The following is an 18,292-nucleotide window of genomic DNA, read 5'->3' as shown; positions in this document are numbered from 1 at the left end:
AGATGTGTATAAGAGACAGGCCCCGAGCAGCGCGCCCGTACCGTCCTTGCGGCGCAGCCCCAGGGCCAGCGCCTCGTGCCGGGCCGCGACCGCCGCCCGCCTGCGCTCGGTGGCGGTCGCCTCGTCGCGCGCCGTGCTGTGGGCGGCCCGGGCCTCGACGAGCGCCTGCTTGGCCTCCTCGTGGCGGACGGCCAGCTCCTCGTCGGCGCCGTCCAGCCCCTCGACCTCGGCCTTGAGCTGCTCGTACTCCTCCTGGGCGCTCACCGCGCGCTCCTGCGCCTCGTCGCGCGCGGCGGCCAGCCGGTCGATCTCGGCCTGCGCCGAACCGGCCCGGCCGCGGGCCGCGTTCACCTGGCCGTTCAGCCGGGCGAGCCCTTCGCGCCGGTCCGCGATGGCACGGGCCGCGTCCTTGAGCCGGCGTTCCTCGGCGGCCAGCTCGCGTTCCAGGTCGGCGCGGTGGGCGACGGTGTCCTCCAGCGCGTGCTCGGCCGCCTCCAGGGCCGCCGTCAGCTCCGCCTCCTGCTCGCGGATGCGGGCGGCCTCGCGCTCCAGGTCCTCGGGGTCGCGGCCCCGACGCTCCTCGGCGGGCGCCTCGGAGGCGCTGCGCACCCGGGCGTCGGCCAGCGAGATCGTGCCGCGGACCCGCTCGGCCAGCTGCGACAGCTCGTACCAGGTCTGCTGGGCGCGCTGGAGCCGGGGCGCGAGCCGCCGCACCTCGCCCTCCAGCTCGGCCTCGCGGGCGAGCGCCGTGCTCAGCTCGGCCTCGGCCGCGTCCTTGCGCTTCTTCAGCTCCGCCTCGTCGGCGATCTCGTCGCGCAGCGCGTCCCGCAGGGTCACCAGGTCGTCCGCGAGGAGCCTGAGCCGGGCGTCGCGCAGGTCGGCCTGGATGACGGCGGCCCGGCGGGCGACGGCGGCCTGCCGGCCGAGCGGCTTGAGCTGGCGGCGCAGTTCGTCGGTGAGGTCCTGGACCCGGGCCAGGTTGGCGCCCATCGCGTCTAGTTTCCGCAGCGCCTTCTCTTTCCGCTTGCGGTGCTTGAGGACGCCCGCGGCCTCCTCGATGAAGGCCCGGCGGCCCATCGGGTCGGCGTGCAGCACGGAGTCCAACTGGCCCTGCCCGACGATGACGTGCATCTCGCGGCCGATACCGGAGTCGGAGAGAAGTTCCTGGATGTCGAGCAGCCGGCAGGTGTCGCCATTGATCTGGTATTCGCTGCCGCCATTGCGGAACATGATCCGAGTGATCGTCACTTCGGCGTACTCGATGGGCAATGCGCCATCGGAATTGTCGATGGTCAGCGACACTTCGGCGCGCCCGAGCGGGGGCCGCCCGGTCGTCCCGGCGAAGATCACGTCTTCCATCTTGCCGCCGCGCAGGGATTTGGCTCCCTGTTCCCCCATGACCCAGGAGAGCGCGTCCACCACATTGGATTTGCCGGATCCATTGGGACCGACGACGCAGGTGATCCCCGGTTCGAACCGCAGGGTGGTGGCGGACGCGAACGATTTGAAACCACGCAGGGTCAGGGCCTTGAGGTGCACGCCGCCGGACTCTACCTTTCGCTCTCGGTTTCGCTGATGAAGGTGCAGGGCACATCAGACGGTAAGCGAAGGCCGGTACGTCCGGGGTGGGGGTCGGGCAAAGAAAAAGGGACGCCGAAGCGTCCCTGTGAATCTTGCTGGTGTCTCCGTGCATCCAGCTGCGGTCCTGCGCCGTGCATCGCAGAACGACCGGACAACGACGTCCCCACCGATGCGGGGACCCCGGTGTTCGGGGACGGCGATCCGTGACGCAGAACGAATCAGAGATATTCCGAGGCTACTGAGCGTGCCCGGCCCGACCGGCCCGAGGGGGCCCTGGTGGTCAGGTCAGCGCAGGCTCGCCCTGGGGTACGTCGATGTCGATGCTGTCGAGCAGCGACTCCTGGTGCTGAGCGGCGGCGTTGAGCGCGTCGTTCTCGTCCTGGATCCGGTTGAGCTCGGATTCCAGGTCCTGGACGCGCTGCTGGAGCCGTCGCATCTCGGCGAGAAGTCGCGGGTCGGAACCGCCGACGTAACCGAGAAGCGCCTTTGCCATGATGGATGGTCCTCCACAATGAGTGACCGACCGATGCGGTGTGGGTCGTCAGGGGATCGCACCCGCGGTGCTCGGCAGGGCTCTGTCACCACTGCGGTTCTGCTGCTAATCAGCTCTACCGAACAGCTAAGGTGCGCGGGGTTTTCAGCGTCTCACCAAAAAGTTTGACGGTCAACACGATCACACCCTGTGTACCCGGGCGTCCCGGGGGCGCGCTGCCGGACGATCATCCGGCGCGGCTCTCCTGCGGGACCCCGAGGGGTGTGCGGATCTTCGTCAATTCCGCAGCCTTGCACGACATCGCGCATCTGGCAACCATCGGCCGCCGTCCGGTCCCGCCGCAGGTCATTTCAGGTGCGGGGCCCGAGCGGGCGTTCCGGTGACCGTACGGCGCACGGCATTCACCGAGCGGGTCCGACGGTCCGCGCGGGACGGGATCAGCGGATGGCGAATCCGTCGTATCCACCGCGCGGGGTGTCCCAGATCTCAGTGACTCCGTCCACGCGCCCGGGTGTGTCGTCGGACCGCAGCCAGTCCAGCAGGCGGTGGCAATTCTCACGCGGCCCTTCGGCCACGATCTGCACCCTGCCGTCGTCGAGATTGAGGGCGAACCCGATGAGACCGCCGATCTCCAAAGCATTTGCCCTGGTGAACCAGCGGAAGCCTACTTGCTGTACTCGGCCGCGTACCCAGACGACGAGGCGCGCTTCTTCGTTCATGCCCGAACGCTAACCGGCCCATTGCTCGTGAAGCACGTCGCCCCCTTTCGCCCATGGGCTACAGTCCCGTCGGAACAGCCTCACTCGATCGGGTGAGTATCGGACAGGTGACGGGTGTCGACGGAAAGTCGATCAAGCGGCATTCGCTCCGCGTCACCGAATTCGATCAACGGGGCAGTCGAGCGACGTCGCAACGGCGTCCGGAGTAGCAGGAAGGCACAGCGCATGGGACGCCACCGACGATCCGCCGCAGGCCCCGCCGCTGAAGAACCCGCGGCCGGGGCCGCTTCCCGAGGCCGGGGCACACGCCGGAAGAAGTCCGCCGTGCCGATCCGCACCGGGCTCCTCGGCGTCTCGGCGGCCGTGGCCGTCGGCGCGGTCGCCGTCGCCTCGGGTCTGATTCCCGGCGGCGACACCTACACCTCCGGCAACACCACCGCCGCCGACCAGGTGCGCTCCGGCGGCGCTCCGGACCTGCTGACGCAGGGCGGCAGCTCCACCGCGCCGGCCGACCGGTCCGCCTCTCCGACCAGCCGGGGCTCCGAGCGTCCGGAGGCGCCGAGCAAGGCGCCGTCGAAGACACCGTCCGAGACGCCCTCGGCCTCGCCCTCGAAGACGCCGTCGAAGTCGGCCGCCCCCTCCACGTCGAAGAAGCCGGCCGCCACCCCGACCGAGAAGTCGAAGGCGCCCGCCTCGGCCCCGAAGGCCCCGGAGAAGAGCACCGCCCCGGCGAGCAAGGCCCCGGCCCCGCCGAAGACCTCCTCCGCCCCGCCGCCCAGCAAGAAGCCGAGCCCCTCCCCCACCGACGCCTCCGCACGCACCGAGGTTCTGGCGCTGGTGAACCAGGAGCGCGCGAAGGTCGGCTGCTCCCCGCTGACCACGAGCGCCCCGCTGACCACGCTCGCCCAGAACTTCGGCGAGGACATGGCGGCCCGCGGCTTCTTCGACCACACGGACCCGGACGGCGACACTCCCTGGGACCGGGCCGCGCAGGCCGGCGTGCAGGGGCTCGGCGCGGAGAACATCGCCCGCGGTCAGGGGGACGCCCAGGCCGTGATGGAGGCCTGGATGAACAGCGAGGGCCACCGGGCGAACATTCTCAACTGTGACTACAAGACCATCGGCATCGGCGTCCACGAGGGCTCCGGCGGCCCCTGGTGGGTCCAGAACTTCGGCTTCTGACCCCACCTCCGCGATCCACTTGCTCCCGCACAGCGCTCCCTCGGGGTGAGCACTGTGCGGGAGTAAGCTTTTGGCATGGCCAGTGATACGGACCGTCTCGCGTTCGACGTCTTCTCCCGGGAGTGCCCCTCGCGCTCCACGCTGGAGCACGCCACCGGGCGCTGGGGCAGCCTGACGCTCGGCGCCCTGTACGAGGGAAGCCTCCGGTTCAACGAGCTGCGCCGCCGGGTCGACGGGGTGAGCGAGAAAATGCTCGCCCAGACTCTGCACGCCCTGGAGCGGGACGGGCTCGTCCTGCGAGAGGCCCAGCCGGTCAACCCGCCCCGGGTGGACTACGAACTCACGCCGTTCGGCCGCGAGGTCACGGAGAAGCTCCTCGGGCTGATCCGGTTCGTCGAGGGGCGGATGGACGACGTGCTGGCCGCCCGCACGCGTTACGACGAGGCGCGCGGTGGCCGCTGACAGCGCGGGCAGTAGTAGCTGGAGCGGTTCATCCAGGCGCGGCGGCGTATCGGGGTGCCGCACCGGTGGCAGGGCTCGCCCTCCCGGCCGTACGCGTCGAGCGACCGGTCGAAGTAGCCGGACTCGCCGTTCACGTTGACGTACAGGCTGTCGAAGCTGGTGCCGCCCTGGGCGAGCGCCGCGTTCATGACGTCGCGGGCGTGGCCGAGCAACTCGGCGGACCTGGGGCGGGTCAGGGTCGCGGTCGGCCGGTCGTAGTGCAGCTTGGCGCGCCAGAGCGCCTCGTCCGCGTAGATGTTGCCGACACCGCTGATCAGCGACTGGTCGAGCAGGGCGCGCTTGACCGTCGTACGGCGCAGCCGCAGCGCGGTGTGGAACGCGGCGTCGTCGAAGAGCGGGTCGAGGGGATCCCGGGCGATGTGCGCGATGGTGTCCGGCAGGCCGTCAGGGGTGTTGTCGTGCAGCGAGAGCCCGCCGAAGGTGCGCTGGTCGACGAAGCGCAGTTCGGTGCCGAGCCCGTCGTCGAACCGCATCCGGATCCGCAGGTGCTTCTCGTCGGGCGCGTCCGCCGGCCGCACCAGCAGTTGTCCGCTCATGCCGAGGTGTCCCAGCAGCGAGGCGGAGGCCTCGTCGATCGGCACCCAGAGGTACTTGCCGCGGCGCATCGCCGCCCCGAAGCGGACGCCGCGCAGCCGGGCGGCGAAGTCGACGCCGCCCGCGAGGTGCCGACGGACCGAGCGCGGGTGCAGGACCTCGACCTCGCTGACGGTCCGGCCGCTGACCCAGCGTTCGAGGCCACGGCGGACGACTTCGACCTCGGGCAGCTCAGGCACGATGCACTACTCCAGACACGACGACGGTAGTACGGGAGCGCGGGACCGGCTCCCCGGGACGTACGGGGAAACCGGGCGCGGGGGCCCCCGGGACAGGGAAAACCCCCCGGCGCGCATGGCACCGAGGGGGTTCCCGTTTCGCTTCAGGCCGGAGCGGCGTCCGTGCTCGGCGACGGCTCGGCAGGGGTGTCGGCGGCCCCTCCGTCGGACGCGGACTTCTCCGCGGCCTGCCGTGCCTCAGCGGCGGCGCTGATCTCACGCCAGGCGGACTCGGCCGCCTGCTGCTCCGCTTCCTTCTTGCTACGGCCGGTGCCGGTGCCGTACGAGACACCACCGACGCGAGCGGCAGCAGTGAAGGTCTTCTCGTGATCCGGACCGGTCTCCGTGACGAGGTACTCGGGGACTCCGAGGCTCTCGCTCGCGGTGAGCTCCTGGAGACTGGTCTTCCAGTCCAGGCCGGCACCGAGGTTCGAGGACCTGTCGATCAGCGGGTCGAAGAGCCGGTGGACCAGCTCCGAGGCCGCGCTGAGGCCCTGGTCGAGATAGACCGCGCCGATCACTGCTTCCAGTGTGTCGGCGAGGATGGAAGCCTTGTCCCGGCCACCCGTGCCCTCTTCACCGCGGCCGAGCCGGATGAAGGAGCCGAGTTCTAGGCCGCGGCCCACTTCCGCAAGCGCACGCGAGTTGACCACCGCGGCCCGCAACTTGGCCAGCTGGCCTTCGGGCAGGTCGGGGTGGGTGCGGTACAGCGTGTCCGTGACCACCAGGCCGAGCACCGAATCCCCGAGGAATTCGAGCCGCTCGTTGGTGGGCAGACCGCCGTTCTCGTATGCGTACGAACGGTGGGTCAGCGCGCGCACCAGAAGGGCGGACTCGAGGTGATACCCGAGCCGCCCTTCCAGAAGCGTGTGGGACGAGGCTGTGTTGACGTTGTCTGCCTGCTTCTTGGCGCTGGACAACTCAGACATCGGGCCTCTCACCAGCCGCTCAGACCTCGAGGACCTGGCGCTTGTTGTAGGTGCCGCAGCTCGGGCACGCAATGTGCTGGAGCTTGGGCTCCTGGCAACGCTCGCACGAAACCAGGGTGGGGACCGCAGCCTTCCACTGCGACCGGCGGTGGCGCGTGTTGCTGCGCGACATCTTCCGCTTCGGAACAGCCACGGCTACTTCTCCTGCTTCTCGTCGACGCCCGGTTCGGCGCCGCCCATGTTGTCCTTCTCGCCGTCCTGAACGGTCTCGGCGAGTCCTTGCAGTGCCGCCCAACGAATGTCGACGGCGTCGTGGTGGTGGTCCGGATTCTCGTCCAGCCTGATTCCGCATTCGGAACACAGACCGGCGCAGGTCTCCTTGCACACCGGCTGCATGGGCAGTGCGAGCACTACCGCGTCACGCAGCATTGACTCGAGGTCGAACAAGCCGTCCTCGAGGAAGTACCTGTCCTCGTCGTCCTCGGCGTCGTCGGCCGGTTCCGCCGCACTGCTGCGGCCCCGGTCATCGGCGTCAGGGTACGAGAACATTTCCTGGAAATCCGCGTCGACCTCTACGGTCAGCGGCTCCAGACACCTTACGCACTCCCCCTCGGCGGTTGCACGGGCGGTGCCTGTGACAAGCACCCCTTCCATGACCGATTCGAGACGGAGGTCCAGCTCCACGGGTGCGCCTTCCGGCACGCCGATGACGCCGTCGATGCCCAGGACCGGTGAACCGGGTGCGTCCACCGAGCGGGTCAGCCGCTTCAGGGCACCGGGACGCCGACCCAGCTCGTGCGTATCGAACACGAGAGGATTGCGGTGGTCGAGGTGGCCGTTCAGGGCTTTTCCTGCTTTCGAATCATGGGTGTCGTACTGCGAAGGGAGGGTCGTCTACGGTCCGGGGACGAACCGTCTCCGTTCCGTGGACGAAACGGGCAGCCGAGATCGCGGACCTATGTGCGACCGAGGATTCAGGATACTGGACGGACCGCTCAGCACCCAATCGGGGCGGCCCGCCCGAGCTCAGCGGCCCTGCTCGTACCGGCGCAGCTGCTCCAGGTCGATCATGCTGGTGTCGAAGAGACTGGTCTCGTCCAGCGCGCCCCCGCCCTGCTGGTCGGGCGCCTGGGCCTGCTGCGGCCAGCCGTAGTCCGGCTGGGTCCCCGGCTGGGGCGGGTACCCGTTCGGGTCGTAGCTCCCCTGCTGCTGGTACGCCGCGTACGGGTCGGGCTGCTGCTGGTAGCCGTACGCGTCCTGGACGCCCTGCTGGAGCGGCTGCTCCTGGTAGCCGTACGCCGCCTGCGCGTAGCTCGGCTCACCCTGCGGCGGCGCGGGGTACTGCGACGGCTGGGGCGGTGGGGACGGCTGGGACGCCTGCCGCGGTTCCGGGGCGAGCTCGGCGAGGCCGGCCAGGTAGTCGGCGTCGCTGGTGTGCCCCTGGCCGCCCGCGGCGTCCTGGGCGGCCATGTGCGCGCCGAGGTCGTCGCTGGCGACCCGGCCGTGCAGCTTCTGGCGGCCCCGGCCGACCGCCTCCAGGGTCCCCGCGAGAACGGCCTCGAAGGCGCCGAACTTGGCGTCGACGTAGGCGTCGGCCCGCTGCCGCAGGGTCTCCGGGTCGGCGCTGCGCTCGGGGGCCTCGGCGAAGTCGGGATCCTGATAGCCCTGCTCGTCCAGGCCCTGACCGCGGCCGAGGAGCTTCTCGCGCCCCCGGTCCACGGAACCGATGGTCTTGGTGAGGACCACCTCGAAGTTGGCGAGCTTGCTGTCGACGTAGTCGTCGGCCTCGGCCCGGACCTCCTCGGCCTCACGGCGGGCCTCGGACAGGATCCGGTCGGCCTCGCTCTGCGACTGGCGGGCGATCTCGGTCTCGGAGATCAGCGAGGCGCGCTGGGCGTGGGCGGACTCGATGATCCGCTCGGCCTCCTGCCGGGCCTGCACGGCGAGCTGCTCCTGGCCGCCGATCAGCTCCTGCGCCTGGGCGAGGGAGCCGGGCAGCGCCTGGCGCACCTCTTCGAGCATGGCGAGCAGCTCGGCGCGGTTGACCACGCACGAGGCCGACATGGGCATGGATCGGGCGCTCCCGACCGCTTCGACGATCTCGTCGAGCTTCTTCTGCACGTCCACCGTGTGCTCGCCACTCTCTGCTGCTCTGTTGAAGCTGCTGCTCCGTTGGAGACGGACGGCACGACTGTAAGGCCAGTCGGCCGCCGCCCGACACCTGGTGACGGGCCGTCAGCGCCTCAGCGTTGCCCCAGGCGCTCCACGAGTGCCTCGTGGACGGTCGGCGGCAGCAGGTGGGAGACATCGCCGCCCCAGGTCGCCACCTCCTTGACCAGCGAGGACGACAGGAAGCTGTACGTCGGATTGGTCGGCACGAAGAGCGTCTCGACACCGGAGAGGCCGTTGTTCATCTGGGCCATCTGCAACTCGTAGTCGAAGTCGCTGACGGCCCGCAGGCCCTTCACGATCGCCGGGATCTCCCGCTGCTTGCAGAAGTCGACCAGCAGGCCGTGGAAGGACTCCACCTCGACGTTGCCGAAGTCGGCGGTGACCTCGCGGATCAGCTCGATCCGCTCGTCCACGGTGAACAGCCCCTTCTTGGACTGGTTGATCATCACCGCCACGTGCACCACGTCGTACAGCTTCGAGGCTCGGCCAATGATGTCGAGATGTCCGTTGGTGATGGGGTCGAACGACCCCGGACAGACGGCGCGGCGCACTGTGATTCCCTCGCTCTCCGGTCCGGTCATCGTGCGTCTTCGCACGTAGCGGCGGCGCGACCGTACCAAAGCGTTCCCTCGCCGTATCGACGGGACCGCAGTGGCTCGAATCCGGCGGGCCAGCCGAATTCTCCGCCCCGGGTGCTGCGTTCCACGGTGACGAGGACATCGGCCGTGAGCCACCCCTGAGCACGGAGTGTGAGCAGGATCTCGCGAAGATCGTCGTCGGTGACCGCGTACGGCGGGTCCAGGAAGACGATGTCGTACGGGTCGGCGGGCGCCGGTCCTGTCACGATCTGCTCGGCTTTGCCGGTGCGGACCTCGGCACCGGGGAGGCCGAGGGTGCGGACGTTGTCGCGGACGGTGCGGACCGCCTTCGGGTCGGCCTCGACGAGCAGGGCATGGGCCGCGCCGCGGGAAAGCGCTTCGAGGCCGACGGCGCCGGATCCGGCGTACAGATCGGCGACCCTGGCCCCTTCCAGGGTGCCGAGCAGCGCTTCCCAGGTGGAGAAGAGGCCCTCCCGCGCACGGTCGGAGGTGGGGCGGGTGCCGGTGCCGGGCGGTACGGCCAGGCGGCGTCCGCCGGCCGAGCCGGCGATCACGCGGGTCATGGGTGTGGGGTCCTCGGGGTCGGGGGCGTACGGCGCACGGGCCGTCGGCGGTCGCTACGCGCGCTGTGCGCGTAGCGTGCGTCCACGATATGGCGTACCGCTTCCACCGGCCCGTCCGCCTCTCCCTCTCGCCTCTCCCCTGTCCGTGGGCCCTCACCCCTTGTCGAGATACTCCTCGCGGTCCTTGTCCAGGAGGGCGGCCAGCACCGTGCGCAGCTCCGGCAGGTGCTCCAGCTCGGGGTCGGCGGCGACGACCGCGACGGCCTCCTCGCGGGCGGCGGCGATCACCTCCTCGTCGTCGATGACGGTGAGCATCCGCAGCGAGGAGCGCACCCCGGACTGGGCCTGGCCCAGGACATCGCCTTCGCGGCGCTGCTCCAGGTCGATGCGGGAGAGCTCGAAGCCGTCCAGGGTGGCGGCGACGGCGGAGAGCCGGGCGCGGGCGGGGCTCGCCTCGTGGGCCTCGCTGACCAGCAGGCAGAGCCCGGGGGCGGAGCCCCGGCCGACGCGGCCGCGGAGCTGGTGGAGCTGGGAGACGCCGAAGCGGTCGGCGTCCATGATCACCATGGCGGTGGCGTTGGGGACGTTGACCCCGACCTCGATGACGGTGGTGGCGACCAGGACGTCGACGTCCCCGGCGGCGAACCGGCGCATGACGTCGTCCTTCTCGTCGGGGTGCATCCGCCCGTGCAGCACCTCGACGCTCAGCCCGGCCAGCGCGCCCTTGCGCAGCTCGTCGGCGATCTCCAGCACGGCGAGCGGCGGCCGCTTCTCGGGGTCCTCGTCGGCGGCCTGCTTCTTGGCCTTCCCCTTCTTCCCGCCCTTCCCCTCCGCCTCTTCCGCGTCGTCGCCGATGCGGGGGCAGACCACGTACGCCTGGTGGCCGTTCTCGACCTCCTCGCGGACGCGTTCCCAGGCGCGGGCGAGGAAGTGCGGCTTGTCCTTGGCGGGGACGACATGGCTGGCGATCGGGGAGCGGCCGGCCGGGAGCTGGTCCAGGACGGAGGTCTCCAGGTCGCCGAAGACCGTCATCGCGACCGTACGGGGGATGGGGGTGGCGGTCATGACGAGGAGGTGGGGCGGCTGCTTGCCCTTCGAACGGAGGGCGTCGCGCTGTTCCACGCCGAAGCGGTGCTGCTCGTCGACCACGACGAGGCCGAGGTCGTGGAACTGGACCTTGTCCTCGATGAGGGCGTGGGTGCCGATGACGATGCCCGCCTCGCCGGTGACCAGGTCGAGCAGGGCCTGACGGCGGGCCGCCATCCCCATGGAGCCGGTGAGCAGGACGACCTTGGTCCCCCGGTCGGAGCCGCCCAGCATGCCGCCCTCGGCCAGCTCGCCCATCATCTCGGTGATCGATCGGTGGTGCTGCTGGGCGAGGACCTCGGTGGGGGCGAGCATCGCGGCCTGGCCGCCGGCGTCGACCACGGTGAGCATGGCGCGCAGGGCCACCATCGTCTTGCCCGAACCCACCTCTCCCTGGAGGAGGCGGTGCATGGGGTGCGCGGTGGCCAGGTCGTCGAAGATCTCCTTGCTGACCTTCTCCTGGCCCTCGGTGAGGGTGAAGGGCAGCTTGGCGTCGAAGGCGTCCAGCAGGCCGTCCGCGACGGGGCGGCGGGCGACAGCGGGGAGCTGGGTGTCGGCGTACCGGCGGCGGGCCAGGGCGACCTGGAGGACGAACGCCTCGTCCCACTTGAGCCGGGCCCGGGCGTCGTCGACGTCCGCCATCGTCTGCGGTCGGTGCGCCTTCAGCAGGGCCTCGGGCAGCGGGGTGAAGCCCCGGCCCTCGCGCAGGGAGGCGGGCAGCGGGTCCACCGCGTCCCGCGCGCTGGGCAGTACGGCGTCGACGGCCTTGGCGATCCGCCAGGAGTCGAGCTGCTTGCAGGCGGGGTAGATCGGCAGCAGCCGTCCGGCGAAGGCGTCCACGGCCTCGGTCGTCTCGTCGGCGTCGGAGGCGTCGAGCAGTTGGTACGTGGGGTGGGCCAGCTGCATCTTGCGGTTGAAGACGGAGACCTTGCCCGCGAACATCGCCTGGCGGCCCGGGAGCAGCTCCTTGTGCGGCTTGTGGACGCCGTGGCCGAAGAAGACCAGCTGGAGGCGGCCGCTGCCGTCGGTCAGGGTGACCTCCAGGCGTTTGCCCCGGCCGTTGTTGAACATCAGGATCCGGGCGTCGGCGACCTGGGCGACGACCGTGACGTGCTCGTCCAGCGGGAGGTCGGCCAGCGCGGTCAGCTTGCCGCGCTCCTCGTACCGCCGCGGGTAGTGGTGCAGCAGATCACCGACCGTGTGCAGGTCGAGGTGTTCGGCCATCACCTTCGCGGTGGCTCCGCCGAGCAGCTTCTTGAGGGGTTCATCGAACGAGGACACGCGATCCATTGCACACCACGGCACTGACAGCTGTCCGCCGGGCGCGACCGTGCCGCGGATTTCCGGCTACTCGACGCCGATCAGCAGGGGTGCGCGCTGGCGCCCGCCCCGGTAGACCACGGTGTCCACGGCGAGGTAGCCCTCGCGCACGTGCTCCTCCAGCGCGTCGGCCAGCGCGTCGGGGACGTCCTCGCCGAGGACGAGGGTGACCAGTTCGCCGCCGGCGGCAAGCATCCGGTCGAGCACGGTGCGGGCGGTGGCCGGGACGTCGGCGCCGATCACGGCCACGTCGCCGTCGATCAGCCCGAGGATGTCCCCGGCCTGGCAGATCCCGGCCATGGTCCACGACTGGCGCTCCGCCACGGCCAGTTCGGCGTAGCGGGTGGCGCCGGCGGCGGCGGTCATGGCGACCACGTCCTCGTCGAAGCCCCGGTCGGGCTCGTGGACGGCGAGGGCCGCGATGCCCTGGACGGCGGCTCGGGTGGGGACGACGGCGACCCGGACCCCCTCGCTCCTGGCCTGCTCGGCGGCGGCGGCCGCGGTGTGGCGCAGGGCGGCGTCGTTGGGCAGCAGCACCACCTCACGGGCGTGGGCGCGGCGGATGGCGTCGACCAGTTCGCCGCTGGCGGGCGGTTCGCCGGGGCGGGCGATCACGGTGGTGGCGCCGGCCTCGGTGCAGAGCCCGGCCAGTCCGTCGCCGGGGACCAGGACGACGACGGCGCGCCGCGCGGGTTCGGCCTGGACGCGGAGGTCATGGCCGCTCTCGGTGGCGAAGTGGGTGATCCGGATGCGGTACGGCCGCCCGGCCTCGACGCCCGCCTCCACGGCGGCCCCGGCGTCGTCGACGTGCACATGGACGTGCCAGAGGCCGTCGCCGCCCACCACGACCAGGGAGTCGCCCAGCCCGTCGAGCCGGGTGCGCAGCCGTGCCACCTGCTCGTCACGGGCCTCCAGGAGGTAGATCACCTCGAACGCGGGGCCGGCGCCCCCGTCCTCGGGACAGTCGAGCGGCCCCGTCCCCGCGGGTTCTGCGGGAGCGTTTCCCTCCACCGGGGTGCCGCCCACCGGCAGGCCCACCACGGAGCCGCCGTCCACGGGCGCGAGCGCCTTCCCGGGCCCGGTGCGGTGTCCCCGTACCGGAGCCTGCCCGGTCACCGCCTCCACCAGCGCGCCCAGGACCGCGACCAGTCCCCGGCCCCCGGCGTCGACCACGCCCGCCCGGCCGAGGACGGCGAGCTGCTCGGGCGTCCTCGCGAGGGCCGCGAGTGCGCCGTCGTACGCGGCGTGCACGACGGTGCGCAGGTCCGCGGACTCGCCTGCGGCGGCCTCGGCGGCCGCGGCGGCGACGGTGAGCACGGTGCCCTCGACGGGGTGGGCGACGGCCTGCCGGGCGACGTCGGCGGCCCGGGCCAGGGCGAGGCGCAGATGAGCCGCGTCGCCGCCGTCGGCCAGCACTCCGGCCATGCCGCGCAGCAGCTGGGCCAGGATCGTGCCGGAGTTCCCGCGAGCGCCGATCAGGGCGCCGTGCGCCATGGCGCGTACGGCGTCGGCGGTGGCGGGCGCGGTGGCTCCCGTCTCATGCGCGGCGAACACCGCTTCGACGGCCGCGGCGGCGGACTCGACGGTCAGGTAGAGGTTGGTGCCGGTGTCCCCGTCGGCGACGGGATACACATTGATCGCGTCGATCTCCGCGCGCTCCCGGCCCAGGGCCTCCAGGGCCAGTGAGCACCACGTGCGCACCGCGACGGCGTCCAGATCGTCGGGGGGCTGCGGCACCGATGGTCCTCCTCGATCGGCCGTGGCAACGGACTGCACCGCAGGTTAGCCCGCCTGGCGGGGTTCCGGTCCGGACAGGGGGCGGGCGGGGCGGGGGGCCGACCCGTGGTAGTTTCGTATCTCCGAAGCAGGCGTTGTATGCTGCTCCGGTTGCCCGACGAGAGTCGGGCCATTCCTCCGGTGCCGCCACTTCAGTCAAATGATTCCGGCGCGCCGGAATTCACTGTAAGTGCATCTGAAGTCTTTGGAGTGACCCGTGGCTGCCAACTGCGACGTTTGCGGCAAGGGGCCGAGCTTCGGCAACAGCATTTCGCACTCGCACCGCCGTACGTCCCGTCGCTGGAATCCCAACATCCAGCGCGTGCGTGCAGTGGTCGGTCGGACGCCGAAGCGGCTCAACGTCTGCACCTCGTGCATCAAGGCCGGCAAGGTCGCGCGCTGACGTCCCCGTCGTAGCGCAGCCTTCCGGTTGCCCAGAAAAGCCGGTCCACCTCGGTGGACCGGCTTTTTGCTGTGCTCGGTGCCTGATCAGGCGCTGATCACGCGCCCGGATCGGCGGCCGGGCGGGTCAGCCAGCCGTGGTCGACGGGGCCGATGCCGCCGCCGAGCGGGAAGCCGGCCCCGATCGCGCCGGTGACGTACGTCTTCGCGTCCCGTACCGCCGTGGGCACGTCCCTCCCGAGCGCGAGGCCGGAGGCGATGGCCGAGGCCAGGGTGCAGCCGGTGCCGTGGGTGTGGCGGTTGTCGTGCCGGGGGGCGCGCAGCCAGTGTTCCGCGCTCCCGTCGGTGAGCAGGTCCACCGCCTCACCGGGCAGGTGACCGCCCTTGATCACGACCCAGCGCGGTCCGAAGGCGAGGATCTCCTCGGCGGCCCGGCGCATCCCGCTCTCGTCGGTGACCGTGACCCCGGTGAGCTGGGCCACTTCGTCGAGATTCGGGGTGGCGACGGTGGCCACGGGCAGCAGCTTCGTCCGCACGGAATCGAGGGCCTCGGCGGCGAGCAGCGCGTCGCCGTGCTTGGAGACGCCGACCGGGTCGACGACGACGGGGGCGTCCGTTCCGGCGAGGAGTTCCGCGACGGTCTCCACGAGGGCGGCGGAGGCGAGCATTCCGGTCTTCACGGCCTGGACGCCGATGTCGTCGACGACGCTGCGGTACTGGGCGCGTACGGCGTCCACCGGAAGCTCCCACGCGCCCTGGACGCCGAGGGAGTTCTGCGCGGTGACGGCGGTGAGCACGCTCATGCCGTGCACGCCGAGCGCGAGCATCGTCTTCAGATCGGCCTGGATCCCCGCACCGCCGCCGGAGTCGGATCCGGCGACGGTGAGCACACGGGGCGGGACAGCGGTACGTATGGGCACTAGGGGCATACGCAGCAATCTAATGCTCGCGCGCGCGTCCCCCGCTCACGCGCGCGGCTGGGTGTCCTCGATGGAGCCGAAGTGGTCCCAGCCGCCCTTGCTGGTCCAGGGCGCGCCGTCGACGGTGACCTGGGGCAGGGCGGAGGGGTTGAGGACCTCGCCGATCACCTTCCAGCGGGCGGGCAGTTTCACGTCCGGCGGGAAGGTCGCCACGATCGCGTGGTCCTCTCCCCCGGTCAGCACCCACTGGAGCGGGTCGACGCCGACGGCCTGGCCGATGTCGGACATCTGCGAGGGGATGTCGATGAGGCCGGAGCGCAGGTCGATGCGGACCTTGCTGGACTCCGCGATGTGTCCGAGGTCCGCGACGAGGCCGTCACTGACGTCGGTCATCGCGGTGGCACCGAGCCCGGCGGCCGCGGGGCCCGCGTGGTACGGCGGTTCGGGGCGGCGGTGGGCCTCGACGAAGGCGCGGGGCGAGCGGAAGCCGCGGGAGAGCACGGCGTAACCGGCGGCGGACCAGCCGAGCCAGCCGGTGACCGCGACGACGTCGCCGGGGCGGGCGCCGGCCCGGGTGACCGGTTCGTGGTTGCGCAGGTCACCGAGGGCGGTGATCGCGACGGTGATCGTGTCGCCGCCGACCACATCGCCGCCGACCACGGCGGCGCCCGCCACCTGGCACTCGTCGCGCAGCCCGTCCATCAGTTCGGCGGCCCAGGTGACGGGGAGGTCGGCGGGGACGACGAGGCCGAGGAGCAGCGCGGTGGGCACGGCGCCCATGGCCGCGATGTCGGCGAGGTTCTGGGCGGCTGCCTTGCGGCCGACGTCGTACGCCGTCGACCAGTCACGCCGGAAATGCCGGCCTTCCAGCAGGATGTCCGTACTGGCCACGACCCTGCGGTCGGGGGCGGCCACGACGGCGGCGTCGTCGCCGGGCCCCAGCCGTACCGCCGGAGTGGTGGTGAGCCGGGACGTGAGCTCTCTGATGAGCCCGAACTCCCCCAACTCGCCCACGGTTCCCTTCACCGAGTCTCACCTCTCCTTTATCGCCCCGGACACCCGTCCGGGCCCCCGGTCGCGAGCCGTCTGTGCTGTCGGTACCGTCAAGAGATACGTCAACTTCTGCGCTCTGTACGCCACGCTGTGGACGTCATCCGGCCCGTAGGTCTCCCCGTGGCCCGCGGCAACGCGATAACGTGGCGTCCCTTTCCCCCACATGATCCTCGTGGCCGCCCTGGAGGTTCCGTGGTACAGGCGTACATCCTCATCCAGACCGAAGTGGGCAAGGCGTCGATCGTCGCCGAGACCATTTCCCAGATCCCGGGAGTCATCCAGGCAGAGGACGTCACCGGTCCGTACGACGTGATCGTGCGGGCCCAAGCAGACACGGTCGATGAACTCGGCCGCATGGTGGTCGCCAAAGTCCAGCAGGTGGACGGCATCACACGAACCCTGACCTGCCCGGTCGTCCACCTCTGACCCCCGTCTAGGCTGGGCCGGTGACGTCATCCGCCCGCCGTTCCGCCCGCTCGATGTTCCTCGGTCCGTCCGCTGCCGTGCTCGTACTGGCCGCGGCGGGCTGTTCCCTCAGCGACGCGCAGCCCTCGATCACGGTTCCCACACCGTCCTCGGAGGCCGCCGCGTACTGCGAGGCCCTGCACGAGGAACTGCCGAAGACCGTACTCGAACTGGAACGCAGCGACCCCTCCCCGGATTCGGAGCTGACCGCCGGCTGGGGGGACGGGGCGATCGTACTGCGCTGCGGGGTCCCCCGGCCCGCCAAGATGGACGACCCCCAGTCGCAGGGCGTCGAGGCGGACGGGGTGCAGTGGATGCTGGAGGAGCCCGAGGGCTCCGGACCGCGGTTCACCAGCACGTACCGCGAGGCGTACGTCGAGGTCACGCTGGATTCGACGTACGCCCACGACATCACGCCGCTGGCCTCGTTCGCCGGCCCGGTCTCCAAGACGGTCCCGAGCAAGTTCTGAAGGCCGGCCGCCGGATCCGTCAGCGCAGTCCGGTGGAGCGGGTCAACGCGGCCTGGATCAGCCGGTCGACCAGCTCCGGGTAGCTGACGCCGCTCTCCTGCCACATGCGCGGGTACATGGAGATCGGGGTGAAGCCCGGCAGGGTGTTGATCTCGTTGATGACGAAGCCGCCGTCCTCGGTGAGGAAGAAGTCGGCGCGCACCAGGCCCTCGCAGGAGACGGCGTCGAAGGCGGCGACGGCGAGCCGCCGCACCTCGGCGGTCTGCTCCTCGGTGAGCGGTGCGGGCACGAGCCCGGCGGCCGAGTCGATGTACTTGGCCTCGAAGTCGTAGAAGTCGTGCGCGGTGACCGGCGGGATCTCGGCGGGCACGCTGGCGCGCGGGCCGTCCTCGAACTCCAGCACGCCGCACTCGATCTCACGGCCGCGCAGCAGCGACTCGACGAGGAACTTCGGGTCGTGGCGGCGGGCCTCCTCGATCGCCTCGTCGAGCCCTTCGACGGAGTCGACCTTGGTGATGCCCATCGAGGAGCCGCCGCGGGCGGGCTTGATGAACAGCGGCCAGCCGTGCTCCCCGGCGAAGTCCACGATCCGCTTGCGGGCGGCGGCGGGGTCGTTGTCCCACTCGCGGGGGCGGACGACCTCGTACGGTCCGACCGGCAGCCCGAAGGAGAGGAAGACGCGCTTCATGTACTCCTTGTCCTGGCCGACGGCGGACGCGAGAACACCCGCGCCGACGTAGGGCACGCCGGAGAGTTCGAGGAGACCCTGGAGGGTGCCGTCCTCCCCGTACGGGCCGTGCAGCACGGGGAAGACGACGTCGACCTCGCCCAGCGCCTTGGGCACGGAGCCGGGTTCGCTGTAGAGGACCTCACGGCTGCCGGGGTCCACGGAGAGCACGACGCTGCCCTCGGCGGACTCGGTGAGCCGGTCCACGTCGGGGACCTTGCGGTCGGTGATGGCCATGCGTTCGGGATCGTCGGCGGTGAGCGCCCAGCGGCCGTCCGTCGTGATGCCGATCGGCAGGACGTCGTACTTGGTCCGGTCGATGGCCCTCATGACGGCGCCGGCCGTGACGACCGAGATGCCGTGTTCGGAGCTGCGGCCGCCGAACACGACAGCCACGCGGGGCTTGCGGCGCTGCGGCACAGGGCTCTCGGCGCGCTCAGGGCTCTGGGGGAGGTTCTCGCTGCTCATATCGCGATGAGCGTACCTGCTGGTAGGGGAGAC

General features: G+C 71.1%; 20 protein-coding genes. 5 read left to right on the top strand and 15 right to left on the bottom strand.

Annotated elements, in window-relative coordinates:
* From CR470_RS13960 to CR470_RS13945, 3 genes are all read right to left on the bottom strand, one after another.
* A partial coding sequence (locus CR470_RS13960; RefSeq protein WP_179892249.1) for a chromosome segregation SMC family protein occupies positions 1-1,539 on the bottom strand: 1,539 nt, incomplete at its 3' end.
* Positions 1,540-1,861: 322 nt separating this feature from the next.
* Entirely contained in the window at positions 1,862-2,074 is a 213-nt protein-coding gene (locus CR470_RS13955; protein ID WP_003965973.1) for a hypothetical protein, read from the bottom strand.
* A gap of 437 nt (positions 2,075-2,511) precedes the next feature.
* Positions 2,512-2,793: an acylphosphatase gene (locus tag CR470_RS13945; RefSeq protein ID WP_026291025.1), complete on the bottom strand. Its 282-nt coding sequence runs from the start codon at positions 2,791-2,793 to the stop codon at positions 2,512-2,514.
* A 225-nt stretch (positions 2,794-3,018) separates the two neighbouring features.
* On the opposite strand from CR470_RS13945, the gene CR470_RS13940 reads away from it, so the two are divergent.
* Together CR470_RS13940 and CR470_RS13935 are read left to right on the top strand one after the other, a co-directional pair.
* On the top strand, positions 3,019-3,975 hold the full coding sequence (locus tag CR470_RS13940; protein ID WP_097867910.1) for a CAP domain-containing protein: 957 nt from the start codon (positions 3,019-3,021) through the stop codon (positions 3,973-3,975).
* Between the two features lie 75 nt (positions 3,976-4,050).
* On the top strand, positions 4,051-4,437 hold the full coding sequence (locus CR470_RS13935; protein ID WP_097867909.1) for a winged helix-turn-helix transcriptional regulator: 387 nt from the start codon (positions 4,051-4,053) through the stop codon (positions 4,435-4,437).
* Here CR470_RS13935 and mutM read toward each other — a convergent pair.
* The 9 genes from mutM to CR470_RS13890 form a co-directional block, all read right to left on the bottom strand.
* On the bottom strand, positions 4,410-5,270 hold the full coding sequence (mutM, locus tag CR470_RS13930) for a bifunctional DNA-formamidopyrimidine glycosylase/DNA-(apurinic or apyrimidinic site) lyase (RefSeq protein ID WP_097867908.1): 861 nt from the start codon (positions 5,268-5,270) through the stop codon (positions 4,410-4,412). The two genes, CR470_RS13935 and mutM, sit on opposite strands and share 28 nt — an antisense overlap.
* A 143-nt stretch (positions 5,271-5,413) precedes the next feature.
* Positions 5,414-6,238 (bottom strand): ribonuclease III, encoded by an 825-nt coding sequence (rnc, locus tag CR470_RS13925; RefSeq protein WP_097867907.1) that lies wholly within the window; start codon positions 6,236-6,238, stop codon positions 5,414-5,416.
* Positions 6,239-6,257: 19 nt separating this feature from the next.
* Positions 6,258-6,431, bottom strand: coding sequence for a 50S ribosomal protein L32 (rpmF, locus tag CR470_RS13920; RefSeq protein WP_003965982.1), 174 nt, complete (start codon positions 6,429-6,431; stop codon positions 6,258-6,260).
* A 2-nt stretch (positions 6,432-6,433) separates the two neighbouring features.
* On the bottom strand, positions 6,434-7,048 hold the full coding sequence (locus CR470_RS13915; protein WP_097867906.1) for a YceD family protein: 615 nt from the start codon (positions 7,046-7,048) through the stop codon (positions 6,434-6,436).
* A gap of 216 nt (positions 7,049-7,264) precedes the next feature.
* The gene (locus CR470_RS13910; RefSeq protein WP_097867905.1) at positions 7,265-8,365 is read right to left on the bottom strand and encodes an ATP synthase F0 subunit B; all 1,101 of its coding nucleotides are present in this window, start codon (positions 8,363-8,365) and stop codon (positions 7,265-7,267) included.
* A gap of 116 nt (positions 8,366-8,481) precedes the next feature.
* Positions 8,482-8,961, bottom strand: coding sequence for a pantetheine-phosphate adenylyltransferase (coaD, locus tag CR470_RS13905; protein ID WP_179892251.1), 480 nt, complete (start codon positions 8,959-8,961; stop codon positions 8,482-8,484).
* 26 nt (positions 8,962-8,987) lie between these two features.
* Positions 8,988-9,572 carry a 16S rRNA (guanine(966)-N(2))-methyltransferase RsmD gene (gene rsmD / locus CR470_RS13900; RefSeq protein ID WP_097867903.1) on the bottom strand — a complete coding sequence of 195 codons (585 nt, stop codon included), beginning with the start codon at positions 9,570-9,572 and terminating at the stop codon, positions 8,988-8,990.
* 153 nt (positions 9,573-9,725) lie between these two features.
* Positions 9,726-11,948: an ATP-dependent DNA helicase RecG gene (gene recG / locus CR470_RS13895; RefSeq protein ID WP_179892248.1), complete on the bottom strand. Its 2,223-nt coding sequence runs from the start codon at positions 11,946-11,948 to the stop codon at positions 9,726-9,728.
* A 57-nt stretch (positions 11,949-12,005) separates the two neighbouring features.
* Complete coding sequence (locus CR470_RS13890) at positions 12,006-13,715, bottom strand: DAK2 domain-containing protein (protein ID WP_097867901.1); 1,710 nt, start codon at positions 13,713-13,715, stop codon at positions 12,006-12,008.
* 256 nt (positions 13,716-13,971) lie between these two features.
* Between CR470_RS13890 and rpmB the strand changes: the two genes are divergently transcribed.
* Complete coding sequence (gene rpmB, locus CR470_RS13885; RefSeq protein ID WP_003965989.1) at positions 13,972-14,157, top strand: 50S ribosomal protein L28; 186 nt, start codon at positions 13,972-13,974, stop codon at positions 14,155-14,157.
* Between the two features lie 97 nt (positions 14,158-14,254).
* On the opposite strand, the gene thiD is transcribed toward rpmB, so the two are convergent.
* Together thiD and CR470_RS13875 are read right to left on the bottom strand one after the other, a co-directional pair.
* Complete coding sequence (thiD, locus tag CR470_RS13880; protein ID WP_097867900.1) at positions 14,255-15,085, bottom strand: bifunctional hydroxymethylpyrimidine kinase/phosphomethylpyrimidine kinase; 831 nt, start codon at positions 15,083-15,085, stop codon at positions 14,255-14,257.
* A gap of 36 nt (positions 15,086-15,121) precedes the next feature.
* Positions 15,122-16,102 (bottom strand): thiamine-phosphate kinase, encoded by a 981-nt coding sequence (locus CR470_RS13875; RefSeq protein WP_032790668.1) that lies wholly within the window; start codon positions 16,100-16,102, stop codon positions 15,122-15,124.
* A gap of 219 nt (positions 16,103-16,321) precedes the next feature.
* Between CR470_RS13875 and CR470_RS13870 the strand changes: the two genes are divergently transcribed.
* Together CR470_RS13870 and CR470_RS13865 are read left to right on the top strand one after the other, a co-directional pair.
* Positions 16,322-16,555 (top strand): Lrp/AsnC family transcriptional regulator, encoded by a 234-nt coding sequence (locus tag CR470_RS13870; protein WP_097867899.1) that lies wholly within the window; start codon positions 16,322-16,324, stop codon positions 16,553-16,555.
* A 20-nt stretch (positions 16,556-16,575) separates the two neighbouring features.
* Positions 16,576-17,064 (top strand): DUF3515 domain-containing protein, encoded by a 489-nt coding sequence (locus CR470_RS13865; RefSeq protein ID WP_097867898.1) that lies wholly within the window; start codon positions 16,576-16,578, stop codon positions 17,062-17,064.
* A gap of 19 nt (positions 17,065-17,083) precedes the next feature.
* Here CR470_RS13865 and CR470_RS13860 read toward each other — a convergent pair whose 3' ends face one another.
* The gene (locus CR470_RS13860; RefSeq protein ID WP_097867897.1) at positions 17,084-18,259 is read right to left on the bottom strand and encodes a D-alanine--D-alanine ligase family protein; all 1,176 of its coding nucleotides are present in this window, start codon (positions 18,257-18,259) and stop codon (positions 17,084-17,086) included.
* Positions 18,260-18,292: the final 33 nt, after the last annotated feature.

Origin of the sequence: Streptomyces sp. rh34 (assembly GCF_002551245.1) — a bacterium.
GTDB lineage: Bacteria > Actinomycetota > Actinomycetes > Streptomycetales > Streptomycetaceae > Streptomyces.
Note: the sequence above shows the minus strand (reverse complement) of the source record. Positions and strands in the feature narration are given on the sequence as shown.

What these genes read in the sequence shown, in the direction of transcription:
- recG (WP_179892248.1), bottom strand. Translation starts at nt 11,948, where the DNA reads ATGGATCGCGTGTCCTCGTTCGATGAACCCCTCAAGAAGCTGCTCGGC.
- rsmD (WP_097867903.1), bottom strand. Translation starts at nt 9,572, where the DNA reads ATGACCCGCGTGATCGCCGGCTCGGCCGGCGGACGCCGCCTGGCCGTA.
- thiD (WP_097867900.1), bottom strand. Translation starts at nt 15,085, where the DNA reads ATGCCCCTAGTGCCCATACGTACCGCTGTCCCGCCCCGTGTGCTCACC.
- CR470_RS13940 (WP_097867910.1), top strand. Translation starts at nt 3,019, where the DNA reads ATGGGACGCCACCGACGATCCGCCGCAGGCCCCGCCGCTGAAGAACCC.
- CR470_RS13860 (WP_097867897.1), bottom strand. Translation starts at nt 18,259, where the DNA reads ATGAGCAGCGAGAACCTCCCCCAGAGCCCTGAGCGCGCCGAGAGCCCT.
- CR470_RS13935 (WP_097867909.1), top strand. Translation starts at nt 4,051, where the DNA reads ATGGCCAGTGATACGGACCGTCTCGCGTTCGACGTCTTCTCCCGGGAG.
- rnc (WP_097867907.1), bottom strand. Translation starts at nt 6,238, where the DNA reads ATGTCTGAGTTGTCCAGCGCCAAGAAGCAGGCAGACAACGTCAACACA.
- CR470_RS13945 (WP_026291025.1), bottom strand. Translation starts at nt 2,793, where the DNA reads ATGAACGAAGAAGCGCGCCTCGTCGTCTGGGTACGCGGCCGAGTACAG.
- CR470_RS13955 (WP_003965973.1), bottom strand. Translation starts at nt 2,074, where the DNA reads ATGGCAAAGGCGCTTCTCGGTTACGTCGGCGGTTCCGACCCGCGACTT.